This is a genomic window from Arthrobacter sp. AQ5-05, assembly GCF_003287975.1.
GTDB lineage: Bacteria > Actinomycetota > Actinomycetes > Actinomycetales > Micrococcaceae > Paeniglutamicibacter.
Window position 1 is genome coordinate 194,078 of the sequence record NZ_QMKQ01000004.1, and the last position, 19,211, is coordinate 213,288.

Annotated in this window: 19 protein-coding genes and 1 pseudogene; 6 read left to right on the plus strand and 14 right to left on the minus strand. The window is 69.2% G+C overall.

Features of this window, described 5'->3' with window-relative positions; translation table 11 throughout:
- Positions 1–20: 20 nt before the first annotated feature.
- The gene (locus tag DQ353_RS06620; protein WP_113761976.1) at positions 21–506 is read left to right on the plus strand and encodes an ATP-dependent endonuclease; all 486 of its coding nucleotides are present in this window, start codon (positions 21–23) and stop codon (positions 504–506) included.
- Positions 507–614: 108 nt separating this feature from the next.
- Here DQ353_RS06620 and DQ353_RS06625 read toward each other — a convergent pair whose 3' ends face one another.
- Positions 615–1,229 (minus strand): hypothetical protein, encoded by a 615-nt coding sequence (locus DQ353_RS06625; RefSeq protein ID WP_113761977.1) that lies wholly within the window; start codon positions 1,227–1,229, stop codon positions 615–617.
- 138 nt (positions 1,230–1,367) lie between these two features.
- Here DQ353_RS06625 and DQ353_RS06630 point away from each other — a divergent pair, with 138 nt between their 5' ends.
- Complete coding sequence (locus DQ353_RS06630; RefSeq protein ID WP_113761978.1) at positions 1,368–2,726, plus strand: M20/M25/M40 family metallo-hydrolase; 1,359 nt, start codon at positions 1,368–1,370, stop codon at positions 2,724–2,726.
- 49 nt (positions 2,727–2,775) lie between these two features.
- On the opposite strand, the gene DQ353_RS06635 is transcribed toward DQ353_RS06630, so the two are convergent.
- A complete protein-coding gene (locus DQ353_RS06635) occupies positions 2,776–3,189 on the minus strand; it encodes a YybH family protein (protein ID WP_113762023.1) in 414 nt (137 codons plus the stop codon).
- 128 nt (positions 3,190–3,317) lie between these two features.
- Positions 3,318–3,842, minus strand: coding sequence for a GNAT family N-acetyltransferase (locus DQ353_RS06640; RefSeq protein WP_113761979.1), 525 nt, complete (start codon positions 3,840–3,842; stop codon positions 3,318–3,320).
- A gap of 136 nt (positions 3,843–3,978) precedes the next feature.
- Here DQ353_RS06640 and DQ353_RS06645 point away from each other — a divergent pair, with 136 nt between their 5' ends.
- Positions 3,979–5,499: a GAF domain-containing sensor histidine kinase gene (locus DQ353_RS06645; RefSeq protein WP_113761980.1), complete on the plus strand. Its 1,521-nt coding sequence runs from the start codon at positions 3,979–3,981 to the stop codon at positions 5,497–5,499.
- On the opposite strand, the gene DQ353_RS06650 is transcribed toward DQ353_RS06645, so the two are convergent.
- The gene (locus DQ353_RS06650; RefSeq protein WP_113762024.1) at positions 5,496–6,206 is read right to left on the minus strand and encodes a response regulator; all 711 of its coding nucleotides are present in this window, start codon (positions 6,204–6,206) and stop codon (positions 5,496–5,498) included. The two genes, DQ353_RS06645 and DQ353_RS06650, sit on opposite strands and share 4 nt — an antisense overlap.
- A 363-nt stretch (positions 6,207–6,569) precedes the next feature.
- Positions 6,570–7,181, minus strand: a pseudogene (locus DQ353_RS22540) (HD domain-containing protein); the annotation flags it as partial.
- Between DQ353_RS22540 and DQ353_RS06660 the strand changes: the two are divergent.
- Positions 7,088–7,723 carry a hypothetical protein gene (locus tag DQ353_RS06660; protein ID WP_146755213.1) on the plus strand — a complete coding sequence of 212 codons (636 nt, stop codon included), beginning with the start codon at positions 7,088–7,090 and terminating at the stop codon, positions 7,721–7,723. The pseudogene DQ353_RS22540 and the gene DQ353_RS06660 sit on opposite strands and share 94 nt — an antisense overlap.
- 9 nt (positions 7,724–7,732) lie before the next feature.
- Here the strand turns inward: DQ353_RS06660 and DQ353_RS06665 are convergent, their stop codons facing one another.
- From DQ353_RS06665 to DQ353_RS06690, 6 genes are all read right to left on the minus strand, one after another.
- Positions 7,733–8,284, minus strand: coding sequence for a DUF488 domain-containing protein (locus DQ353_RS06665; protein WP_113761982.1), 552 nt, complete (start codon positions 8,282–8,284; stop codon positions 7,733–7,735).
- 124 nt (positions 8,285–8,408) lie between these two features.
- The gene (locus DQ353_RS06670; RefSeq protein ID WP_113761983.1) at positions 8,409–8,987 is read right to left on the minus strand and encodes a GNAT family N-acetyltransferase; all 579 of its coding nucleotides are present in this window, start codon (positions 8,985–8,987) and stop codon (positions 8,409–8,411) included.
- Positions 8,988–9,005: 18 nt separating this feature from the next.
- A complete protein-coding gene (locus DQ353_RS06675; RefSeq protein ID WP_113761984.1) occupies positions 9,006–9,821 on the minus strand; it encodes a carbohydrate ABC transporter permease in 816 nt (271 codons plus the stop codon).
- A complete protein-coding gene (locus tag DQ353_RS06680; protein ID WP_113761985.1) occupies positions 9,818–10,738 on the minus strand; it encodes a carbohydrate ABC transporter permease in 921 nt (306 codons plus the stop codon). Before DQ353_RS06680 ends, DQ353_RS06675 begins: the two co-directional genes overlap by 4 nt.
- A complete protein-coding gene (locus tag DQ353_RS06685) occupies positions 10,713–12,077 on the minus strand; it encodes an ABC transporter substrate-binding protein (RefSeq protein WP_113761986.1) in 1,365 nt (454 codons plus the stop codon). Before DQ353_RS06685 ends, DQ353_RS06680 begins: the two co-directional genes overlap by 26 nt.
- Before the next feature lie 87 nt (positions 12,078–12,164).
- Positions 12,165–13,280 (minus strand): PfkB family carbohydrate kinase, encoded by a 1,116-nt coding sequence (locus DQ353_RS06690; RefSeq protein WP_113761987.1) that lies wholly within the window; start codon positions 13,278–13,280, stop codon positions 12,165–12,167.
- Between the two features lie 174 nt (positions 13,281–13,454).
- Between DQ353_RS06690 and DQ353_RS06695 the strand changes: the two genes are divergently transcribed.
- Positions 13,455–14,204 carry a DeoR/GlpR family DNA-binding transcription regulator gene (locus DQ353_RS06695; RefSeq protein ID WP_113761988.1) on the plus strand — a complete coding sequence of 250 codons (750 nt, stop codon included), beginning with the start codon at positions 13,455–13,457 and terminating at the stop codon, positions 14,202–14,204.
- Positions 14,201–15,553 carry a 6-phospho-beta-glucosidase gene (locus DQ353_RS06700; protein WP_113761989.1) on the plus strand — a complete coding sequence of 451 codons (1,353 nt, stop codon included), beginning with the start codon at positions 14,201–14,203 and terminating at the stop codon, positions 15,551–15,553. Before DQ353_RS06695 ends, DQ353_RS06700 begins: the two co-directional genes overlap by 4 nt.
- A gap of 237 nt (positions 15,554–15,790) precedes the next feature.
- Here the strand turns inward: DQ353_RS06700 and DQ353_RS06705 are convergent, their stop codons facing one another.
- The 3 genes from DQ353_RS06705 to abc-f form a co-directional block, all read right to left on the minus strand.
- Positions 15,791–16,873, minus strand: a complete 1,083-nt coding sequence (locus DQ353_RS06705) for a carboxylate-amine ligase (protein WP_220093981.1) — start codon at positions 16,871–16,873, stop codon at positions 15,791–15,793.
- Positions 16,874–16,886: 13 nt separating this feature from the next.
- On the minus strand, positions 16,887–17,378 hold the full coding sequence (locus DQ353_RS21595; RefSeq protein WP_181578284.1) for a hypothetical protein: 492 nt from the start codon (positions 17,376–17,378) through the stop codon (positions 16,887–16,889).
- Between the two features lie 164 nt (positions 17,379–17,542).
- The gene (abc-f, locus tag DQ353_RS06710) at positions 17,543–19,189 is read right to left on the minus strand and encodes a ribosomal protection-like ABC-F family protein (RefSeq protein WP_113761991.1); all 1,647 of its coding nucleotides are present in this window, start codon (positions 19,187–19,189) and stop codon (positions 17,543–17,545) included.
- Positions 19,190–19,211 lie beyond the last annotated feature (22 nt).

Here is a 19,211-nt window from a genome sequence, read left to right on the forward strand (position 1 = left end):
CTTCGTGGTTTCATGGCTCCATGTCGATAGTGCTGGTTGAAGGCGAGTCCGACGCCGTCGCCGTGAAGACCCTGGCCATCAGGCTCGGCCTGCCCGAACCGCGCGTGCTGCCCGTCGGCGGGTCCAAGGGCGCCCGCCGCGCGGCAGGTCGGCTGGACGGGCAGCGGCTGCTCGGCCTGGTGGACGCGGCGCAGCGGCGCGACTTCGAGCGGGTGCTGGGCACGGTGTTCGCCTGCCACCCGGACCTGGAAGCGGAATTCATCCGCGCGCTGGGCGTCGAAGGTATCGAAGCGGTGATCGCCGGGCAGGGCGAGCTCGAGTCCTTCCGCCGCCTGCAGGCCCAGCCCAACTTGTCCGAAAGGTCGATCGAACACCAGCTGGCCCGGTTCTTCGGCGGCCGCAGCGGCAACAAGGTGCGCTACGCCCAACTGCTGGCCGAGGCGGTGCCCTTGGACGCTATCCCCGCGCCGTTGGCGGCCCTGTTGGCAAGCCTCCAGGTTGAATGAGCGTTTCCACGATTGTTGACGTCCGGCAGACTCGAAATGTGATGGCGTGTGCACGCCGATTCCTTCTGGCTGGAACGACTTTGCAATTGGCTGCGAACGCTCAGGGCATTACCACCAGGGGGCATCGTTGACGACTTCACCTGTTGCAGCCTGGATCACCGATGCACGCAAATCCGACCACGGAATGACTCCTCGGGACAGTCTTGCGACGGCATCAAGTCCAACACCGGCCGTTCCATGCTTTTCGAGGGCACTGCGCTTCACGACGTAGAAGGACCATTGATTTACGTCGAGTGGTCTGTATTCCTCGTGCGTCCGGGCGGTCTGAACGCAGAATACATATACGTGGGCGTTCAACTGCTTGCCGGCCGGGTCATACTGGTGTTTGGGGTGATAACGCGTGCCTTTCAGGCCGCTGAAACCGATTCGACTTGGTCGGGGCTGTTCCCGGGCCTGGAGATGGGCCGAGGACTTCACCTCGACCCGAATCCCGTCCAGAAGCAGGTCATATGCGTCCCATTCGATCCTGTTGACTTCGTGCAAGCCAAGAGCTTTTGCAACGAGGAATTCGGCCAAATACCCACGAGTGTTGTTCATGCGCAGATCGCTCATGGCAAATCGCCAGAAATCATTGACCGTGGCATCCGTGCCGACGAATGCGTCGTCGCCATGGATGGGGGAAGCCGGCGGCGGAACAATCCAACTCTCGTCCATCATGTCCACGGACTACAGTCGTAATTGTTGATCAGTTGGCGATTCCGCCATGTTCCATCACGGTCTGTTCGTTCGTCGGATGGGAGCCGCAATCGAGCGGTCGGCCCCAACAATTGGGGCACTATTGCGCGGCATAGACTTGGGGGCATGGGACCCACCTCACGCGCAATCGATGTGCCGGACGGCACCGCCGGGCAAGTCGCGGCCAAGCTGGCGCAGCTGATCGCCTGCCGGACGGTGTCCCGCCCGGACCGCGACGACGAGGACCGGGCCGAATTCGCCAAGCACGCCCGCCTGCTCACCGACCTGTTCGGGCACATTGCCGGCGCCGTCGAGCAGCACAGCTTGGGGATCACCGGGCAGCTGTGGCATTGGCGCGGCACCGAAAGCAGCAAGCCGGTGGTGCTGATGGCCCACCAGGACGTGGTCCCGGTGCAAAGCGAAGCGGACTGGGAACACCCGCCCTTCGCCGGGGTCATGGCGCAGGGGCGCGTCCACGGGCGGGGTGCCCTGGATGACAAGGGGGACCTGGCCTGCATCCTGCAGGCGGCCGACGACCTGGCTGCCACGGGCTTTGTCCCGGGACAGGACGTGTACTTCTTCTTCGGCGACTGCGAGGAGATATCCGGGCCCACCGCCATGGAAGCGGTGGACTTCCTCACCGCGGCCGGGGTGCGCCCCTGGAGGGTCCTTGACGAAGGCGGGGCCGTGGCCCACCAGGCGTTCCCGGGGATCGATGCCCCGGCCGGGGTGATCGGGGTGGGTGAGAAGGGGATCCTGGACCTGCTGCTGGAAGCCGAGGACGCCGGCGGGCACGCCTCCGCGCCTCCCCGCTTCGGCGCCGTGCAACGCATCGCCCGGGCCGTGGGCAGGCTGCAGGCCAAGCCGTTCCCGGCAGCCGTGCACCCGGTCACCCGGGAGACCTTCCGCCGCCTGGCCGCCACCGCCCCCGGGATCACCGGCACCTTGCTGAAGCTGGCATCCCGCCCCGGGCGCCTGGCCGGCGAACTGCTGGCCCGTGTCGGGGCGGAGCCGGCGGCCATGGTGCGCACCACCGTCGCCGCCACCAGGCTCGAAGGAAGCGACGGCATCAACGTGCTGGCTCGGCGGGCCGCGGTGGGGCTGAACATCCGCATCAACGTCACCGAATCGGTGGAATCAGCAATTGCCGGGGTGCGCAGGCGCGTGCGGGATGCGAAGATCGCCTTCACGGTGCTGGGAGCCACCGAACCTTCGCCGATCTCACCGGTGGACTCCGACGGCTTCGCCCTGCTGGAAGCGGCGCTCGGCCATTCGCATCCCGAGGCGCATCCGGTCCCGTACATCATGATGGCGGCCACCGATGCCCGCCGCTTCACCGGGATCTGCGAGCAGGTCTACCGCTTCGCGCCCCTGGGCATGGACAAGGCCCAGCGCGGGGCCATCCACGGAACCGACGAGTCCGTGGAGGTCGCCGAGCTGGGCAAGGCCGTGGACTTCTACACCTTCCTGCTCCGGTCGCTCTAGCGGGGAGCTCCGGGTGCCGGATGCGGCAGGGGGCGTGGCACGGGGCTGCTCAGGTGCCGTCGGCAGCCGGAAGCGCGGTGTCGGCGTGCCGGTGCACGACCTTCCACTCATCGTCCTCGCGGCGGTACACCCGGGTCACCCGGAGCACGTAGGCGCTGGGCTCGCCGTTGACACGGGTGGAGGTGGCTTCCCGATGCACCGTGTAGGCCAGGTCACCGCTCACATCCGCCGCGATCAGCTCGATGTCGCCGGACACGGAATGGGAGAAGCTGTCGGCCAGCTTCAGGAAGACCTCCCGTGCCGCCTCGGGACCCCGGGCTTCGAACCAGGCACCGAAGAGCGTGACAGGCTCGCGATCCGACCACGTCGAGAACCTGCCGCTCGAATCCCCGTTGTGCAGCGCGTCCTCGGCCCGGCGCCACGTCGTGTTGAACCACTGGAGGAAGTCATTGCGATCGTCCATGCCCATGGTCTACACCCGCGGCCCGGGCCAGGGAAGAGCGCGGCGGCGGGCGGATCGATCCGAGGTTGCCCGCACGCCGCGGGCAGCCCCGAAGGCGTCGCGAAAATCGGCATATTCGAAAATGTGTTCTATTCTGCTTCGAGCAGGGCCGGAAGCGGGGCGGGCCAAAGGGCCCGATGCATCACGTTCAGGCCCACCAACCCGTGGACCGGGTGGTTGAAGGCCTGCGGGATCACGGCCAGGACCTCGAAGCCCAGCGACTGCCAGAGCCGGATGGCATGGACGTTGGTGGAAACCACGGCATTGAACTGCATGGCCGTGAACCCCTGCCCGGCCGCCGCCTCGATGACATGTGTCGCCAGGGCCCGCCCGAGCCCCCTCCCGGAGGCACTTGAGGCGACCATGAAGCCGGCATTGGCCACGTGGGAACCTGCAGCGGGCTGGTTTGGATGCAGTTCCGCGGTGCCCGCCACCGCGCCGTCGTCGTCCACCGCCACGAAGACCGTCCCGCCGACCTTGCCCATCCACCACGCGCGGCACTGCTCCTCGGTCGCATCCTCAGGCCAGCAATAGGTCCCGCCCCGGCGCACGACTTCCTCGATGATGGGCCACAGGCCCGCCCAATCTTCCCCGGTGGCAACACGAATATCCATCCACCCAATCTATTCCGGATTCACCCTGTCACCGGCCACGCCCGCGCGGGTAGTGTGGCGCATAGCGGGGAGAGAAGGCGAGGAATGCCGCCGGCGACGGGAGCTCCAAGCGCGGAACCGGGAAGGGGCAGGACAGATGTCCAAGCGCAGCGACGCACGGGTGCGAGAACTGCTCGCCTCCATGGCCTCGATCGCCGGCGACCTCTCCGTCACCGCCATCACCCACCGCGTGCTGGACGAGGCCATGAAGATCTTCGGCGCCACCTCCGGGGTACTGGAACTGACCAACGCCTCCCACCAGCAAGGACACCTGTCCAAGGGCAAGAACGCGGCAAGCCTGCTCGAGACCGCGGGCAAGGACGAATCCAGGCGCCTGCGCCTGGAGTTGAAGACCCGCCAGCAACACTTCGCCCGCCTCACCCTGGGGCCCAAGCACGGCAAGGACCGCTACTCCCGGGCCGACCGGGAACTGGGGGAAGCGCTCGCCGGAAGCGCCGGGGTGGCCCTGGAGAACGCCCAGCTCTACCAGGACGCCGCGGACCGCGCCCGCTGGCTGGCGGCCTCCGCACGCATCGGCACCCTGCTGGGCGGCGAATCCCGGCACCACACCCAGGGCCTCAACGACGTCGCCGAACTGGCCCGCCGCGAATCCCGGTCCAAGTACGCCCTGCTGCTGACCCCCATCACCGGGAAGGAACCCGGCGACACCGGCTACCGGATCGCCGGGATCAGCGAACACGTCCACCCCCACCTGGCCGGACGCGTGCTGCTGCAGGTGGGGGTGCGCCACAAGCTGGTGCTGCGCAACAGCCCACCACTGCTGCTTGCGGCCCCCGATGCCATCCTCCCGCTGGGCGAACTGGCCGACGGGGAAGCCACCCTGGTCACCGAGCTGCTGGCCCGCGGCATCCACTACGGGCTGCTGGTCATGGTCAGGGACCACGGGGCACCGGGCTACCGCCCCGTCGAGGCCCAGATGGCGGGGATCCTCTCCGCCAACATCGCCCAGGGGCTCGGCCTGGTCCAGATGCACCACCTGCGCGAGGACGTGCTGCTCTACCTGGAACGCGAACGCATCGCCCGGGACCTGCACGACATCGTCATCCAACGCATCTTCGCCGCGGGCCTGGGGATCAGCGCCCTGCGCAAGCAGCTGCCCACCCCCGCCGCCCGGGAGCGGGCCTCCGGGCTCGCCGGGGAACTGGACACCACCATCGCCGAGCTGCGCGCCACCATCTACTCGCTGCGCACCGACGCGGGGGAGACCGAGACCCCCAGCTCACGGATCCTGCGCGCCATCCGCCTGGCCTCCGAACCGCTGGAGATCACCCCGGCGCTGTGCCTGGGCGACGAACTGGACGCGCTGGCCGACGAAACCACGCTCACCCACCTGCTGGCGGTGATCACCGAGGCGCTGAGCAACGTGGTCCGCCACGCCCGTGCCCGCTCCGTCGAACTGACGGTGGAGCGCACCGACGGAACCCTGGCCCTGACGCTGCGCGACGACGGGGCCGGCTTCATCCCCGGCGGGCCCGAAAGCGGGCTGGCGAACATGCGCCAGCGCGCCGGGGAACTCGGCGGAACCCTGGACATCGATTCGACCCCGGGTCGGGGCACCACGCTGCACTGGGTCGTGCCCATGCCCGCCGACGGCTAGGTGCCGCCGTCGTTGGGTCCCGGCAGCGGATGGGTCACAAACACCGCCGCCTGCGTGCGCGACTCGAACCCCAGCTTCGCCAGCATCGAGGAGACGTAGTTCTTCACGGTCTTCTCCGCCAGGCGCATGCGCTCGCCGATCTGCCGGTTGCTCAGCCCCTCGCCGACCAGTTCCAGCACGCGGCGCTCCTGGACGGTCAGCTGCTGCATGCGCGGGTCCGGGTTCTCGTGGGCGATCAGCCCGGAGATGATCCGGGCCTTGAGCCCCGGGGTGAACAGCGATTCCCCGCGGGCGGCACGGCGCAGCGCACGGATCAGGTCGTTGCCGGCAATCTGCTTGAGCACGTAGCCCACCGCGCCGGCCAGCACCGCCCCGCGCAGCGCCTGCTCGTCGTCGTAGCTGGTCAAGATCAGGCAGTTCAGCGACCCGTCGATGGAGCGCACGTCCCGGCAGACCTCGATCCCGGTGCCGTCGGGCAGCCGGGCGTCGAGCACCGAGACATCCGGGCGCAGCGCCGGGATCTGCTTGCGGGCATCGTTCGCGGTTCCGGAGGTGCCCACCACCTCGAAGCCCTCGCCTTCCAGCAGTTCGCGCAGGCCGCGTCGCACCAGCTCGTGGTCATCGAGGATGAAGACGCGGATGGGGGTGGCTGGTTCCGGGTCGGTGGCCTGCCCCGGGGCGTTCCCCGTTGCCGCTGCGTGGTCCATGACGGTCCCTCCCGATCCCGTGGGTGCGTGCCGGTGCCCCTGCACCCTTCCATTCTTGGCCGTCGAACCGGCTTCGGACAAGGGGCCAAAGACCCGTGGTGGATTCCCGTGGCGGAAGGATCCGGGCCGGGGGATCTTGGGTGCGGCCCCGGAGGCTGCAGGAGGCCAGACGGGCTGCGGGAAACCGAGCAGGGTCCGGACGCGGGAGTACTTCGCGGCCAGGCGGACACGGACCTGTTCTGGCAGGAGCGCGGTGCGGGCCGGGTCGGTGTTGTCCTCGATGTCGGCGCGCTTGACCAGCAGTCCGATGGGGTTGGTGCGCACCCGTGCGCAGTGGTCCTCCAGCGTTTCGCCCTCGGCCTTGGTGACGGCGCGGACCGCCTCGACAACGCCGGCGGGGATTCCGGCTGCCAGCAGGTCCTCCTCGGTGACGTCGCAGTCCTCGAGCACGTCGTGCAGCCAGGCCGCGGCCACCGCGGCATCGTCCCCGCCGTGGGAGCGCACGCCAGCGGCCACCCGCTCGGGGTGGGTGATGTAGTCGACGCCGGACTTGTCGAACCGACCTTTGTGGGCGCGGCGGGCGATGTCTTCGGCAACCTGCACGAATGCGTGGCTGGTCATGGGGGCCTCCGTTGGTTGCTGGAATGCTCTGGCTCCCAGCGTAACGAGGGACTGTGACGGATGATCCGCGAAGCGGGGAGACGGGCGAAGGGAACCAGTGGTGCGCCAGCCGGCAGCTGCCCCGGCAGCCGGTGCGGGGCGCCTTCGGCCATGTCGGATTTTCCGCCTTGGGAGCCACCGCGGAACTTTTTGCCCGCCCGGGAGGGACGATGATTGCCGCGGCCAGGATGCGGAACAATGGATGCGGAACGATGGATGCGGTGAGAAGAAGGCGACGCAAGAGGAGCCGTTCGGCCGGGCGGGCGCTGAAGCGCCAACGCAAGAAGTTGACGCCGCGGGAGCGGTTGGGCACATGGCTGTGGATCATCGGGACCGTTCCCGCCCATGCCGGGTTGTTCCTGGTGATCGGCGGCGCCATCCACCTGCCGTCCGCTGCCTCCGCCCAGCGGGCCGACGTCGAGCTGCGCCAATCCGGGGCCCCGGCGACCGGCGAAATCGTCGAGATCGGGCGGGCATCCACGCCGCGCGCCCGGCCCGGCGGCGGAAGCACCACCTACTACCCGGTGACCGAGCAGGTCATCGGCGGCAGGCACACGAGAACCGAATGGAGGCGCTACGCCTCGACGGACAGCGGACTCCGGGTCGTGGGGCGGCAGCTGCCCCTGCTGTACGACGTGGGCGGTTCCACGCGCATGGTCATCGACACCCCCGAGGCCTCGGCGCTTCCGGGCCGGAAGGTCCGGTCCTTTCAACTCGGCCTGCTGTATGGCGCCCCGGCGTCGGTGGTCGGGTTCGCCATGGTCTACACGGGCCGGCGCATGAACCCCGATGCCCGTGAAAAGCGGGCCCGGGCGCGGGCCCTGCGAAGCAAGCAGCTGCGGCGCCGGACCCCTTGACGTTCCCGGCTAGGGTGTGCCCTCTACCGGGTCCTGCGCGGTTGGCGGGTAGGTGACGGTGGTGCCCTCGACGCGGGCGAAGGAGGTCAGCGTGTGCGCGGCGGCCTTGGTCTTGGAGAAGATGTCCAGGACCTCGACGCCGCGCACCAGCAGGGCGTCACCGACCAGCGAGCGGTGGCAGCGCCACGGCACCGCCTCGGCGCACATGATGGCCGTGGTGTTGCCCCGGGCCAGGTCCAGCAGGTTCTCGATGGCCGCGGCGAACTCCTCGGTCTGCATGTAGTCGGCGTAGCCGCGGAAGGAGTCGTTGTGCCAGGCGCCGTTGACGCTGTCCCTGTGGGTGGGGCGCAGCCCGCCGAGGTCCTTGGCGCGGTGGTGGCCGATGCCCGCGCCGTCCAAGGTAGCGGCCAGCTCGTCGCCGTTGAACTGGGGGTTGTGCCGGGACCTGGGGATGGTACGGATGTCGATGACTTGGGTGATGCCGTGGGCCTGGAGGATCTCGATGAATTCCTCGACGGCGTGCGTGGAATGGCCGATCGTGTAGATGGTTTTCGTGCCCATGGTGTCTTCCCCTTCGCCGGCTCCGTGCGCGGAGCCGATGCCTCGGGCCCCTGTCTCCAGCGTAGGCGCGAAGTGCGCCGCTGCCCATGGCGCGGCCGGCCGACCCTGCGGGAGACGGCCGGGCCTACGGGGCGGGCAGGGCTTGGCGGTCCGCGAGCCACCGCTCGCGGGTGATGGCGTATTCGACGTCGCCGAGTTCGTCCCCGTCGATGTGCACCGGCCAGTCGGCGGTGAAGTGGCGGACCAAATCCATCCCGCATTTCTCCATGACCAGGCGCGAGGCGGTGTTCACCGCCATGGTGCGGGCAGGGATGCGGGTGACCGAGGGAACGGAGAAGCCGTGGGCGACCAGCGCGCGGGCGCCCTCGGCGGCCAGCCCGCGGCCCCAGAATTCGTGCCTGAGCCGGTAGCCCAGCTCCGGTTCCGAGGCCGGGGTCCCGGGCTCGGGGCGCAGGTGGAACCAGCCGGCGAATGCGCCGGTGCCGCGCAGCTGGGCCACCCGGAACCCGAAGTCCGGGCCCGCCCGGTGGCAGGCCAGGTAGGCGGGGAGGTGTTCCGCTTCGATCAACGTCCGCGGTGCGGGAACGCCGTTGGAGATGTAGCGCATGACCCGCGGATCGGCGTCCAGCTCAACGAGCAGCCCGGCATCGTCGGCGGTGAATTCGCGCAAGGCCAGCCGTGCGGTCTGCAGCAGGATCCTCATGCACCCATTGTGCGCCGGTTATTCCTTGACGGCTCCCTCGAGCATGCCCTTGATGAAGTGGCGCTGCATCAGGAAGTAGAGCACCACCACGGGCAGCGCGACCATCACCGCGGCGGCGGCCAACAGGGCCGTGCCCTGGGTGTATTGGCCCTGGAAGAAGGCCAGGCCCAGCGGAGCGGTGCGGAATTCCCCGGAGGGGGACATGACCAGCGGGATCAGGAACTCGTTCCAGGTCCACATGAACATCAGCACCACCATGGTGGTGATCGCCGGGCGGCCCATGGGCACCAGGATGGAGAACAGGATGCGGCCCTTGGAGGCACCGTCGACGCGCGCGGCGTCCATGATCGAGGGGTTCACGGACTTGAAGTAGGCGCGCATCCAGTAGGTGCCGAACGCCACGGACTGGGCGACCTGCGGCAGCGCCACGGCCCAGACGGTGTCGGTGAGCCCGAAGGTGCGCAGGTCGAAGAACAGCGGCACGATGATGGCCTCGGAGGGCACCATGATGCCCAGCAGGAACAGGTAGAACAGGCCCTGCTCGCCGCGGAACCTCATGGTCCCGAACGCGTAGCCCGACAGGATGGACAGCAGCACGGACAGGGACACCACGATCACCGCCACGAGCACCGAGGTGCCCATGTACTGCCCGAAGCGGCCCTCCACCCAGGCGGTGGCGAAGTTGCCCGGGTGGAAGGCCCCCTCGCGGGCCGCGGAGGCGTTGGCCGGGCCGAACGCGGCGGCCAGGATGGAAAGCACCGGGGTGAGCACGATGAGGGAAAAGCCGATGAGGATGGCGTAGTTCAGCGTCCGCTCGGTCGCCGAGACCCTCATGCGCCGCGCTCCGAGATCCGGTTCACGGCCAGGGTCACCAGGAAGATGATGATGGTCAGGGTGACTCCGATGGCCGCGGCACTGCCGACCTGCCCGGTCTCGAACGCCCGCCGGTAGACCTCGTAGCTGGGCACCGTGGTGGAGGAGCCCGGTCCGCCGGAGGTGGTCATGTAGATCAAGTCGAAGGTCTTCAGCGAGGCGACGATGGTCAGCGTGAGGGCCACGGTGAGCTCGGCGCGCACCGAGGGGACGATGATGTAGATGAATTCGCGCACCGCGCCGGCGCCGTCCAGCCGGGCGGCCTCGAAGAGCTCGGTCGGGATCCTGGCCATGCCGGCCAGAAGCAGCACCGTGACCAGGCCGGTTGACACCCAGGAACCGATGAGCCCGACGGCGGGCAGCGAGAAGACGTAGTCCCCGAGCCACGCGCGCGTGAGGGAATCCAGGCCGATGGAGCGCAGCACGGTGTTCAGCAGCCCGTCGGGCGCGTAGATCTGCTTGAAGGCCACCGAGACCACGACCATCGCAATGACCTGGGGCAGGAACACCAGGGTGCGGAAGAGCGCCAGCCCGCGGGCCTTGGCCCGGGTGAGCACCGCTGCAAGCACCAGCCCGATCCCGCAGGGCAGCACCGCGTAGAAGAAGATGAAGGCGCCGGCGTGCCCGAACGCGGCGCGCAGGCGCGTGTCGGAGAGGATGTCGGTGTAGTTCCCCGCCCCCACGAAGGTCGCCAGGCTCAGCCCGTCCCAGTCGTAGAGCGAGAGGTGCACCGCGCGGGCCAGCGGGTAGAGCATGAATGCCGCGTAGATGATGAAGGCCGGGGCGATGAAGAGGTAGGGCGTGATGGCGCGCCCCTGGCGGGCCGTGTGCCTGCCAGGGGTGCCGGGTCCGCTACTGGCCCTGGGTAAAGCCCGCATAGTCCGCTTCCATGGCCTCGGTGAAGGCCTTCGCATCGATGCGGCCATCGAGCAGGCCCTGCAGCGAGTCGCCGAGGGTGTCGCCCATGGTCGGGGTCGCGTAGTCCAGGTACGGCAGCAGCACCCCGTCGGTGGTCACCGACTCGAACGCGGTGTACACGTCCTTGAGCACGCCCGATGCCGGGGCGTGGGCCGCGGTGTCGAGCACCGGCAGGTTCCCGGTGTCGGCCAGGACCTTCATCGCGTCCTTGTTGGTGATGAAGTCGATGTAGGCCGCGGCCAGATCCGCGTTCCCGGTCTTGGCGGTCACGGTGAACGGCAGCCCGGTGCCGCCGGTGGTGTGCGCACCCTGGCCGGCGGTGGCCGGCGGGGCGAAGAACCCGACGTCCTCGCCCATGGCGTCGGCCAAATCCGCGGCCATCCAGGAGCCGCCCATCAGGAACACGCCCTCGCCCTTGGTGAGTTTCTGCCAGGCGGCGTCGTAGTCGGTGCCGTTGACGCCCTTGTTGAAGTAGCCCTTGGCGCTCCAGTCCGCCAGCGTCTGCGCGGCGGCCTGGTTCTCGCCGGAGGTCCAGGAGGCGCCGGCGTTGCCGAAGCCGAGCTTCTCGATCGCCTCCGCGGGGACCTTGGCACCCTGGATGGGTCCGAAGACGTGCCCGGCGGGCCACTTCTCGATGTTGCCCAGCAGCAGCGGGGTCTCGCCCTTCTCCTTGGCGGTGGCGATGGCCGCCTCGAACGCAGCCCAGTCGGCGGGGACCTCCAGGCCCAGGGATTCGAGCTTCTTCTTGGAGTAGAACACGCCCACGACCTCGCCGACCTGCGGCAGCCCGTAGACCGAACCGGCGCCGAAGGTGGTGCCATCGGTGGAGTACTGCGAGTACTTCAGCACCGAGGCCGGGTAGCGATCGGTCCAGCCGTAGGCCTTGGCCCAGTCGTCGAGCGGCAGCAGCTGCCCGGCCTTGACGAACGCGCCCATGGTGTTGCGGGCGTTGTTGGCCTGGACCACGTCGGGGGCGTCGGTGCCCGAGAGGGCCAGGCGCAGGGTCTTGCCCAGGTCCTCGAAGGACTGGGAGTTCCGCTTGATGGTGATGTTCGGGTACTTGGCCTCGAAGGCGGCGTTGAGCTTGGTCATCTGCTCGTTTTGCCCGCCGCGGACCTCCTGGTCCCAGACGGTGAGCGTTTGCTCGCCCATCTTGGCGACGTCCTTTTCGATGGTTGCGCCGCTTTGCGGTGCCGACGGGGCCGGGGCCTCGGAGCCGGGGGCGCAGGCCGAAAGCATCAGGGCGAGGGCCGCGGTGGCGGCCAGCGCCAGTGTGCGGGTTTTGCCTCTGGGTGACATGGTGGGTGTCCTTTCATGCAAGGTGCGGTGGAAATCGGTGGGCGGCCGGGTGCTGCGGAAGCCGGCGGCCGCGGGCGGAAGCGTGGGTCAGCGGGAGGGCGGCAGCGGGCCGTGCCCGTGCGGGCGGTAGTGGGCCTCGGCCTCGGTCAGCAGCCCGAAGGTGGCCTCGGCGCGGCGCACGGCGTTGGGCTTGTGCTGGGGCAGCACCTCGTCGAGGAAGCCGTAGCGCTTGGCGACCTCGGCGCATTCGGCGTTTTCCCGGGCGCGCAACTTCGTCGATTCCCACCAGTCGGCGATGTCCCCCCAGCCCGGGGAGGCCAGCGAACCGCCGAAGTGCTTCACGGCCAGGGCCGAGCAGAGCGTGGAGAAAAGCAGCCGCCGTTCCAGCGGCCAGCCGGCCAGGGTGCCCAGCACGATGCCGGCCGAGAACACGTCCCCGGCGCCGGTCGGGTCGATGGCCGCCACGCTCAGGCTGGGGACGCTGGCCTGTTCCCCGGTGGAGGAATCGATGGCGATGGCCCCGTCCATGCCCCGGGTGATGACCACCAGGGGTGCGCGGGAGGAGAGCGCCTTGAGCGCGGCGTCGGGCGAGTCGGTGCGGGAATAGGCCATGGCCTCGACGTGGTTGGGCAGGAAGCCGTGGCAGAGTTCCAGGTCGTTGAGCATGGCGGTGTCCCACTTCTCGGTGGGGTCCCAGCCGACCGCGGCGAAGACCTTGCCCTGCCTCGGGTGCGTGGGGATCCACCAGGGTTCCCCGTGCCCCGGCATGGCCAGTTCGGCGATCATGGCCTTGGAGGTGGGCGGGGTGCCGATGAGCTCGGCGGCGCTGATGGGCATCGGGTGGCCGTGGGTGATCATGGAGCGGTCCCCGCCGCGGGCCAGGGAGACGGTGAGCGCCGAGTGCCAGCCCTCGAAGATGCGCGAGCGGCTCAGGTCGATGCCCTCCTGCTCCGCCAGCAGCGACCACGACCAGGCGCCGTACGCGTCGTCCCCGAAGCCGGCCGACAGCCCGGTGGCCAGGCCCAGCCTGGCAGCGGCCACCGCGAGGTTGGCGATGCCGCCGGGGACCGATCCCATGCCCTCGGCCCAGACCTCGGTGCCGGGCTGCGGGGCGGTGGGCAGGCCGGTGAAGATGATGTCAAAAAAGAGTGAGCCGGTGAGGAACAGGTCGAGTTCGGTGTCGGGCTCGGATGCGGTGTTCACCTGTATGTTCCTCTTGCTTGCTCCGCCAGCGGGCGATCCGGGACGCGTGCCGGCTTCCCGGTGGCGTTCGGGGCGCTCGGCGCACCCTTGATTGGACGTTAGCACGCACCAAGGGGTGGTACAAGTGATTGAAAATGCTCGGTTCTGCTCATTGATGACTGTTAGTCTTGGGGCATGCTGATAAGTGCGAGGCAGGGTTCGATCCTGCGCCGGATCCAGGAGATTGGGGACGTCTCGGTCCAGGAACTGGCCAACGACCTGGGGGTGAGTCCCTCCACCATCAGGCGGGACCTGAACCTGCTCTCCTCCGAGGGCCACCTGCGTCGGGTCCACGGGGGCGGGTCCCTGGACTCGGACAAGATCGACTTCCGCGAGGTGCTGGCCAGAAGCTCGCCGGCCAAGGAAAAGATCGCCAACCGGGCCGCGGAGCTCGTCGAGGACGGCGACGTGGTGCTGCTGGATATCGGCACCACCACGGCAATGCTGGCCCGGGTCCTGCGCGGTCGCAGGATCACGGTCATCACCTCCAGCATGGCGGTGCTCGACGAGCTGCGCACCGACCCCGAGGTGGAATTGGTCATCCTCGGCGGGGTGCTGCGCCGCTCCTACCACTCGCTCGTGGGCTCGCTGACGCTGGCGTCGCTGGCCACCATCCGGGCGAACATCAGCTTCCTGGGCTGCAGCGGCATCAGGGAAGACACCACGGTGCAGGACACCACCGGCATCGAGGTGCCCGTCAAGCAGGCAATCCTGGACACCAGCGCGAAGATCGTGTTGCTGGCCGACGAGAGCAAGTTCCCCGGGGTGGGGATCCGCGACGTCTGCACCGCCGCCCGGATCACCACGTTGGTGACAAGCCGGGGTGCCGATCCGCGCACCCTCGAAGCATTCAGGAAATCAGGAAGCGAAGTGGTTCTGGCATGAAACTGACCATCATCGGCGGCGGCGGATTCAGGGTCCCGCAGATCTTCGAGGCACTGTCGGCCGGGAACGAGGCGGTGCGCATCACGCAGCTGTGCCTCTTCGATTCCCACCCGGACCGGGTGGCGGCCATCGAATCCGTGCTGTCCCAGATGGCACCCTCCCTGCCCGCACCGCCGAAGGTCACCACCGCCGCGTCGCTGGACGATGCCGTCGGCGGGGCCAGGTTCATCTTCTCCGCCATGCGCATCGGCGGGACCGAGGGGCGGATCCAGGACGAGCGCGTCGCCCTGGAAATGGGGGTGCTCGGGCAGGAAACCACCGGGCCCGGCGGCCTGGCCTACGCCCTGCGCACCCTGCCGCACGCCCGGGACCTGGCAGAGCGTGTGGCCAGGCTCGCACCCGAGGCAACGGTCATCAACTTCACCAACCCTGCCGGCATCGTCACCGAGGCGATGCGCGAGGCGTTGGGGGATCGGGTCGTGGGGATCTGCGACACCCCCATCGGGCTGATGCGCCGGGCCGTGGCCGCCATCGGCTCCACCCCGGAGCAGGTGGACTTCGACTACGTGGGCCTGAACCACCTGGGCTGGCTGCGCTCCCTGGTGGTGGACGGGGTGGACAGGCTGCCTTCGCTGCTGGCAGACGACGCGGCGCTGGATCGGATCGAGGAGGCCCGGCTGATGGGCCCGGATTGGGTCCGGGCGCTGGGCGCGATCCCCAACGAGTACCTGTACTACTACTACTTCCAGCGCGAGGCCACCGCGCGGCTGCGCGGTCCGGAGCCCACCCGCGGGGAGTTCCTGCACCGCCAGCAGTCGGGCTTCTACCAAGATGCCGCCGCGCACCCGGAGCGCGCGCTGGATGCCTGGCTGGCCACCAAGCACGAACGCGAGGCCAGCTACATGGCCGAGAGCCGGCCCGAGGACCAGCGCACCAACCGGGAGGCCTCGGACATCGAGGGCGGGGGCTACCAGCAGGTTGCCCTGGACTTGATGGCCGCGCTGCTGGGCGGGACGCCTGCCACCATGATCCTGAACGTCGCCAACCGCGGGGTGGTGCCCCAGCTGCCCGACGACGCGGTGATCGAGGTGCCGTGCACCGTCAGCGCCGCCGGCATCGTGCCCAAGCACATCGCGCCGGTCACCGGGGAGATGCTCGGGCTGCTGCAGCAGGTCAAGACCGTCGAGCGGCTGGTCATTGCGGCATCCCGGGAAAGGAGCGAGACGCTGGCCTGGCGGGCGCTGGCCGCCCACCCGCTGGTGGACTCGATCTCCGTCGCCCGTGAATTGCTGCAGAACTACCGGGAACGGATCCCGGGAGTGGCCGAAGCACTGGCCGGCGGGGCCTGAGCACACGGCCTGAACCGGTGCGCCGGGACGAATGAGCGGGGCGGTGCCGGGGTGGATTCTTGGTCGGCCTCGCGCGCGAAGACGCGTTTGTCGGTCGATGGCTCAAGCCGATGACCAAGATCTTGGGTCGCCTTCAAGCGCGCGAAAAGATTTCCGCCGAGAACCAAGCCGATCGCCGGTCGGATGGCCAGGGGCACCGGGTGGCCTCGCGTGCGCGCGGGCCTGGGAAGCGCGGGTTCAGTCCAGGATCCGGGCCCCGGCCTCGGAAATCAGCGCATCGAAGCCGCCGGCGTGGAAGAAGCTCCGCTGGGCCGCCGCCCCGTTGCCATCGCCGGCGATGCGCGCCAGCCCCGTACCCACGAAGTCGGTGTCGCCGCTGTCCTCCAGTTCCGCGCCGATATAGGTCAGCAGGGCGTCCAGGCGCCGGTCCAGGCTGGCCTTGGTGCCGGCGGCCAGGTCGTAGTGGTTTCCCCGGGTCCCGAACTTCGCCGCCTGCCATTGGGCCATGTCCAGGGCCTCGGGTGCGGGGTCAGGGATCCGGCCGGGGCTGTGGATGCCGGCGGACACCAGCGCGCGCATCACCAACGCCAGCACCACCACGTCGGAGGCGCCCATCTGGGCGTCGGCCACCCGGATCTCCAGGGTGGGGAAGCGGGCCGAGAGCCGGGCGCCCCAGCCGATGTGCCCGGCATCCAGGACCACGTCGGAAGCCAGCAGGAATTCCATGCGCGCCAGGTAGTCCCGGGCGTCGGCGAAGTGCGGCGGGATCCCGTGGATCGACCAGCGCAGGTACGCGATGGTGCGCCAGGACGCGAAGCCGCTGTCGGCACCCCGCCAGAACGGCGAGTTGGCGCCCAGCGCCGTGAGCAGCGGCAGCCACTGGCGCAACGAGTTCAGCGCCTGGACCCCGGTCTCGAGATCCTCGATGCCCACGTGCACGTGCGTGCCGCAGACGTAGTGCTCGGAGGTGATGCCGGGGCAAAACCGGTTGATGGCGTAGTAGCGTTCCGAGGCATGGACGGGCGCCGGGCCGGCAGGGATCCGCGGTGCTGTGCCCAGTCCGACCAGTTGCAGCCCGGCCTCGCGGGCCACCGCGGAGAGGTCCTGCCGGGCGGCGACCACCGCCTCGAGCGCCTCGGCGCCCGTGGTGCAGATCGGGGTGCTGTTTTCCACCTGGCAGGCCAGGAACTCCGGATGCGTGTGCGTCCCGCCGCTGCGCAGGGCCATGAGCTCGTTGTGGACGTGGTGCCGGGGCACCGCCGGAAGCCCGGTGGCGGGATTGATGAGGAAGAATTCCTGCTCGATGCCGAAGGTGCGCACCGCGGGCACCGCCCTACTCGTAGGCGCCGGAGAGCCGGTCCGCGGACCGGTCGGGGTGGACGGACGCCGACGGCACGGCATCCCCGAAGCCCGGAATCTGCCTGCGCGCATCCCGTGACACCTTGCTGCCCGCCACTGCCACCGTCCATGCTTCGGCACCGGATTCCGGCGCCGCGTCCGGATAGCGGACGTAGCGCGGGTTCTCGGAGGCCAGGCGCACGGCCTGGCGGTCATCGGGCACGTGCGTGGTGAGCATGCCGTAGAACGATTCGCACTGCCCGCACCAGAACTCGACGTCCCAGCAGGGAGGTTGCACGCGCCTCCGGTCCAGCAGCAGCTCGACGTGCTCGTAGACCAGGAAATCGCCGGAGCCGCAGGATTCACAGGTCGGTGCCTCGTCGGTCGGCACCCGGGACGGGTGCACCGACCGTTCCGGTGCGGGAGGGATGTCGGGCGCGGAGCGCAGCAGGGACTGGGAGGTGCGTTTGCCAAAGGACTTCTTCATGGGAGCACTTTCGACGTACCGGCCGGGAAGAGCTGGGCGCCGCAGTGCGCGCCCAAACCATCTTGTTCCGCGGCGCCGCTCCGGCACAATGTGCCACGGGTACTATCCAACGTCCTGCCATGGAGTTCCATGGCAGGACGTTGGGAAAACCGCGACGCGAAGTCCTAGTGGTTGATGCCGATGCGCACCTTCCCGGCGTCGACTTCCCAGCGGGCATCGAGCCGGACATTGTCCAGCAGCCGGCGGTCGTGCGTCACCAGCAGCAGTGCGCCCTCGTAGGATTCCAGGGCCTCCTCGAGTTGCTCGATGGCCGGCAGGTCCAGGTGGTTGGTCGGCTCGTCGAGCACCAGCAGGTTCACCCCGCGGGCCTGCAGCAGGGCCAGCCCCGATCGGGTGCGTTCGCCGGGGGACAGGTCGCGGACCTTCGACGCGCTCTGGTGCGCCTTGAGCCCGAACTTGGCCAGCAGCGTGCGGGCCTCGGCAGGGTTCATCTCGGGAACCGCCAGCTCGAAGGCATCGCCCAGGGCGGAATCCTCGGGCAGCTGGCTGCGGGCCTGGTCGATCTCGCCGATGGCCACCGAGGACCCCAGCGAGGCGGAGCCGGTGTCCGGGGCCAGGTGCCCGAGCAGCAGGTTCAGCAGAGTGGACTTGCCCGCGCCGTTGGGTCCGGTGATGCCGATCCGCTCCCCGGCATTGACCTGGGCGGAGACCGGGCCGAAGGTGAAATCCCCGCGGGTGACGGTTGCCTCGTTGAGCGTGGAGACCACGGAGGAGGAGCGCGGGGCGGCCGCGATCTCGAATTGCAGCACCCATTCCTTGCGCGGCTCGGCGACCTCGTCCAGGCGCTTGATGCGCGATTCCATCTGGCGGACCTTCTGCGCCTGCTTCTCCGAGGACTCGTTGGACGCCTTGCGCCGGAGCTTGTCGTTGTCGGGGCTCTTCTTCATGGCGTTGCGCACCCCCTGGGTGGACCACTCGCGCTGGGTGCGGGCGCGGGAGACCAGGTCCGCCTTCTTGTCGGCGAACTCGTCGTAGGCTTCGCGGGCGTGCCGGCGGTTGATGGCACGTTCCTCCAGGTAGGAGTCGTAGCCGCCGTCGTACACCGCGACCTGGTTCTGCGCCAGGTCCAGTTCGACGATGCGGGTGACGCAGCGGGCCAGGAACTCGCGGTCGTGGGAGACCAGCACCACGCCGGTGCGCAGCGAGGAGACGAAGGATTCGAGGCGTTCGAGCCCGGCCAGGTCAAGGTCGTTGGTCGGCTCGTCGAGCAGCACCAAGTCGAAGCGGCTCAGCAGCAGCGCGGCCAGGGCGACGCGGGCGACCTGCCCGCCGGACAGGGCGGTCATCGGGGTGTCGGTGGGGAGGGTGAGGCCGAGTTCGGCCAGCGTGGCAGGGGCGCGGTCCTCGAGGTCCGCGGCGCCGGCGGCCATCCAGTGGTCGAAGGCCGCGGCGTAGGCGTCGTCGGCACCCGGTGCCCCGGAGCCAAGGGCCTCGGCGGTGGATTCCATGGCGTGCGTGGCAGCTGCGCAGCCGGTGCGCCGGGCCAGGTAGGCGTCGATGGTTTCGCCCTCGATGCGTTCGTGTTCCTGCGGCAGCCAGCCGATGAACGCGCCGTCGGGGGCACTGGAGACGGATCCGCCCAGCGGGGCATCGACGCCGGCGAGCAGCCGCAGCAGCGTGGACTTGCCGGCGCCGTTGGCGCCCACCACCCCGATGACGTCTCCGGGGGAGACGGTGAAGCTGAGGGAGGAGAAAAGGGTTCGGTGGGCGTGGCCTCCGGCAAGGTCCTTGGCCACGAGTGTTGCAGTCATTGTTCCAGTTTAGATTCCCTTG